Origin of the sequence: uncultured Intestinimonas sp., assembly GCF_944387245.1 — a bacterium.
In the GTDB taxonomy this organism is placed as follows: Bacteria; Bacillota; Clostridia; order Oscillospirales; family Oscillospiraceae; genus Intestinimonas.
Map to the genome: position 1 here is coordinate 1 of NZ_CALXEE010000114.1, position 4,375 is coordinate 4,375.

Consider the following 4,375-nt stretch of genomic DNA (forward strand, 5'->3'; position numbering starts at 1 on the left):
TCGTCTGCGGACGACGGAACTCTGCGAGGCTCTTTCACAAAACCTGAGGCGTTTCTACTTTTTCGACAAGCTGAAGCGTCTCCCCTCCTTTGCGGAGGGGAGACGCTTTTTCAGTCCGCTGCGGCCTTTCGGGGAATGTGTCGGCTCTCTTCCCGCCCCTCGGTCCAGGTCCGGAGCAGGCGGAAGGCCTCCGGCGACAGGAGCAGCAGGGCCACCAGGTTGGGCAGGGCCATCATGCCGTTGCAGATATCTGCCACCTGCCACACCGCCCCCACATCCCCCACGCTCCCCACCACGATGAACAGGAGGAAGCACAGCCGGTACAGGCCCGTCCAGCGGCGGGTCCCAGTGAGGAAGGCCAGACCCTGCTGGCCGTAGTAGCTCCACCCCAGTAGGGATGAAAAAGCAAACAGGAGGAGACACACCGCCACAAACGGTCCTCCCCACCGGCCCAGCACTGTGGAAAAGGCGGCAGCCGACAGGGCGGCCCCCACCATGGCGTCCTCCACGGTTCCCGCCTCCAGGGCTGCCAGGGCAACCTGGGGGTCGTAGACTCCGGAGGTCAGGATAGCCAGGGCGGTGACGGTGCAGACTAGGCCGGTGGCCACGAAAACCTCAAAGATGCCCCACATGCCCTCCTCCGCCGGGTGGTCCACGTCGGCGGCGGCGTGGGCCATGGCGGAGGAGCCCAGCCCCGCCTCGTTGGTAAAGACCCCCCGGGCCACCCCGTAGCGCATGGCCGCCGCCATCGAGTAGCCCAATCCGCCGCCGGCGGCGGCTTTTGGGGCAAAGGCGCCGTGCAGGATGGCGGAAAAGGCCTCCGGCAGGGCGTGGGCGTGGCAGAGGACCACGGCGCCGCCTCCCGCCAGGAACAGAATGGCCATGGCGGGTACCAGCCGCTCGCTGACCCGGCCGATGCGGCCGATGCCCCCCAGGATGACCGCCCCGGTGAGCATGGCGGTGACCACCCCCACCGCCAGCCGGTCCCAGCCGAAGGCATGCTCCAGGGCGGCGGCGATGGAGTTGGCCTGGACCAGGTCGCCGCCGCCGATGGAGGCGGTGACGCAGAAGAGGGAAAAGATCAGGGCTAATGGCCGAAGTCCCAGGCCCTGGGTCATGTACACCATAGGCCCCCCTTCCCGGCCGCCGTCCCGGCTTTTGCGGCGGTAACGGACGGCCAGGGTCTTTTCCACGCAGCCCGTCATCATGCCCAGGAGGGCGGAGACCCACATCCAGAAGACGGCACCGGGGCCGCCGTAGAAGATGGCGGTGGCCACCCCGGCGATGCTGCCGGTGCCGATGGTGGAGGCCAGGGCGGTGGAGAGCGCCTGGAGCTGGGTGAGTCCGCCCCCCTTCTTCCGCGCCTTCGGACGCAACAGGGCTCCCACGGTGGTCCCCAGCCAGCGCCGCCACCCGAAGAGCTGGAAGAAGCCGGTGCCCACCGAGCACCACACTCCCAGCAGCAGAAAGCCCCCCAGCAGCCACGGGTCCCAGATCCAATCGCCCAATCGCTCCAAAAAGGTCATGCACCCCGCCCCCTTCTCCAAAGGGGTATGCGCCCGGGGCAGAAAACATGCCCTTCCCTTTACGCCTCGGCGAGCAGCTTCAGGAAGTCCGCTCCGATGAAGCCGTTGGCGGCGGCGATGCCGCCCCCCGCGGACAGGGAGGGCTCTCTCCCCTCCGGGGTGGCCGCCATGCCGCCGGCCTCCCGGACCAACAGCATGCCCGCGGCGTAGTCCCAGGGCTTCAGGCCGTCCTCCACATAGGCGTCCAGCCGCCCAGCGGCCACATAGCTCAGGCACAGGGAGGCCGCCCCCATGCGCCGGACGTCGTGGCAGTGGTCATAGAGGGTGCGCATCCAGCGGAACGCCCGGTCGGCCTTCTCCCGCTGGCTGGGATTGGTGCCCACGTCCACCAAAGCGTCGGCCAGGCGGCGGGCAGAGCTCACCGAGATGGGCTGGCCGTTGCAGAAGGCCCCCTTCCCCGCCAGGGCGGTGAAGAGCTCCTCGGCGTAGGGGTTATACACCAGGGCCATGGTCACCCGCCCCTCCTCCGCCAGGGCCAGGGAGACGGCGCTGTGCCGGAATCCATGGATGAGGTTGGTGGTGCCGTCCACCGGGTCCAGGATCCACACCGCCCCGCTCAGGTCCACACCGCTGTTGTCCTGCTCCTCCCCCATGAACTGCACCTCCGGCGCCAGCTCCTTCAGCCGGCCCCGCAGCTGCTCCTGGACGGTGACGTCCACCTGGGTCACAAAGTCCGTGGCCCCCTTTTGGCGGATCTGCTCCGCCATCTCCCGGTGCCCGAACAGGCGCCCCGCCTGACGCACCGCCTCCGATACCCGCTCCAGCAGTTCCTCTCGCTCCGGCAGCATAGCCGTTCCTCCTTTTCCGGGCGACGCGCCCGTGCTTTCCCCTCGATGATACCACCATCCGCCCCGCTCCGCAATCGGTCCGCCCTCCGCGGCCCCTCTTTTTTTGATTTTAAGAAAAACATCATCTTTTCTCTATGGCCCCGGCGGGCGCTGTGTGGTAATCTATGGTCAGAGACAGAACAAGGAGATCTTTCCACATGAAAAAATGCACCTGGTTCCTCACCCTGCTCATCACCGTCCTCCTGCTGGCCGCCGGCGGCGTCCTGCTGTGGCGGACCGGCTTCTTTCAGGCCGCCGCTTCTCTGGACGGCCTCCAGGTCTACATCGAGACCTTCTCCCCCTATTCCCACCTGGTGTTCTTCCTGATCCAGCTGGCCTCCGTGGTCCTGGCCCCCATCCCCAGCAACCTGACCGCCATGGCCGGTGCCCTCCTCTTTGGCACCCTGCCCGCCTTCCTCCTCACCTGGGCGGCGGTCGTGGTGGGTTCCACCCTGGTCTTTCAGCTGGCCCGGCGCCTGGGGCAGACCTTCGTGGACCGCTTCGTCAGCCAGGCCCTCTCCGACCGCTATCTGGAAATCATCCGCCGCAAGCGGGACGTTTTTCTGGCCATGGCCTTTCTCTTTCCCTTCTTTCCCGACGACATTCTGTGCATCCTGGCGGGGCTCACTGGGATCAGCTTTCCCCGCTTCCTGGTCCTGGTCATTCTCTTCCGACCCTGGGGGCTGTTGGTAGCCAGCGCCGTGGGAGGCTCGGTAGTGGACATCCCCCTGTGGGGCATGGCCCTGCTGGGTCTGGGCGGCCTGGCCATCTTCCTTCTGGGCATGAAGTACGGCGACCGGCTGGAGGAGGCCCTCCTCCATCGCTTCCGACACAAATAAAGGCGGAAAGCGCCCGGCCCCGGCGGATAGACCGCCGGGGCCGAGCGCTTCTTCCAAAAGGATCTTGTGTTACTTCCGGCAGCAGCCGGGCAGGTCGGGCTCCCGCTTGCCGCCATCGGTGCAGCCCATGGCGTTGGGCGGGAAAAACTCGTTGACGGGGAACTTCACCTGGCGGAAGAGCTCGCAGGGGTCTTCCTCGCAGCAGGAGCCGCAGGCGCACTCCTTCTCCGGCATACAATAGTCGTACACCGGCATGAGGAGCTGGGTCTCCCGCTCCAGGCGGATGATGGAGAACTGGCCCAGGGTCACATAGACCCGCTTGCCCTCGCTGCCGAAGTTGAGATCGCTGCCGAAGCAGGAGCAGATGCAGGGGGGGATCTCGGTGAGCTCGCAGTCGCAGGGACGGCACTCGCACACGTCCACCAGCTTCATGTTGAGCACGATGGGGTCCACGGCCTCCACCACGGCGGAGGGCAGGCCGCTCTTGCGGAGCTCCTGCTCATCCATCTCCCCAAAGCAGGCCTGGGAGCTGAAGGTCTTGGCGCCCCCTTCGCTGCCGAAGAGGATGACCCGCTTGTCAAAGACGCACAGGCCGCTGATCTCCACCGGCCGGGCGGCGCCCACAAAGGCGTCGGCGGTGACCCGGTAGAAGTAGCGCACGTCCACGGTGTAGAAGCCCCGGTTGAAGCTCACGGGCTCCACGTCGATGTATACATGCAGCAGTTCCGCGCTGCCGGGCTTGATGCTCACGGCCCGGTCAATGGCACACTGAGAACTCTGCGTGGGGTAAAGGCGAAGGTCCTCGATACAGTCTTTGTCCTTACAGCTATCGAAGATCTTTTTGGTGTGTATGCACACGGCCTCCCGGATGCAGGCGCTGTCCTGCACGGGACCGGGCACGACCTTTTCAGGCATTGCAATACCTCCTAAAAATGGCGTTGGGAAAAGGCGGACGGCGGTTCCGCCTCCACCCCATTCTATGTGCCCGGCCGGGTTTGGTGCCGCTGCCGGAAAGCAGAAAAACGCCCGGACCGAAGTCCGGGCGTTTGAGCCTGTCGACAAAGTCGACAGGCTCTCTCAAAAATGCAAGCATTTTTTCGAAGAGATGCAGGCCGCTGCGCGC

Annotated in this window: 5 protein-coding genes; 1 reads left to right on the forward strand and 4 read right to left on the reverse strand. The window is 65.9% G+C overall.

The window, feature by feature from the left end; all coding sequences use genetic code 11:
• Positions 1 to 110: 110 nt before the first annotated feature.
• Together Q0K15_RS10635 and Q0K15_RS10640 are read right to left on the reverse strand one after the other, a co-directional pair.
• Positions 111 to 1,526 (reverse strand): alanine/glycine:cation symporter family protein, encoded by a 1,416-nt coding sequence (locus Q0K15_RS10635; protein WP_294515820.1) that lies wholly within the window; start codon positions 1,524 to 1,526, stop codon positions 111 to 113.
• 59 nt (positions 1,527 to 1,585) lie between these two features.
• Entirely contained in the window at positions 1,586 to 2,374 is a 789-nt protein-coding gene (locus Q0K15_RS10640; RefSeq protein WP_294515821.1) for an inositol monophosphatase family protein, read from the reverse strand.
• Between the two features lie 197 nt (positions 2,375 to 2,571).
• Here Q0K15_RS10640 and Q0K15_RS10645 point away from each other — a divergent pair, with 197 nt between their 5' ends.
• Positions 2,572 to 3,252, forward strand: coding sequence for a VTT domain-containing protein (locus tag Q0K15_RS10645; protein WP_294515822.1), 681 nt, complete (start codon positions 2,572 to 2,574; stop codon positions 3,250 to 3,252).
• A gap of 69 nt (positions 3,253 to 3,321) precedes the next feature.
• Here Q0K15_RS10645 and Q0K15_RS10650 read toward each other — a convergent pair whose 3' ends face one another.
• Positions 3,322 to 4,167 carry a hypothetical protein gene (locus Q0K15_RS10650; RefSeq protein ID WP_294515823.1) on the reverse strand — a complete coding sequence of 282 codons (846 nt, stop codon included), beginning with the start codon at positions 4,165 to 4,167 and terminating at the stop codon, positions 3,322 to 3,324.
• The coding region (locus Q0K15_RS10655; RefSeq protein ID WP_294515824.1) for a hypothetical protein at positions 4,160 to 4,375 on the reverse strand (216 nt) is incomplete at its 5' end. The genes Q0K15_RS10650 and Q0K15_RS10655, both read right to left, overlap by 8 nt.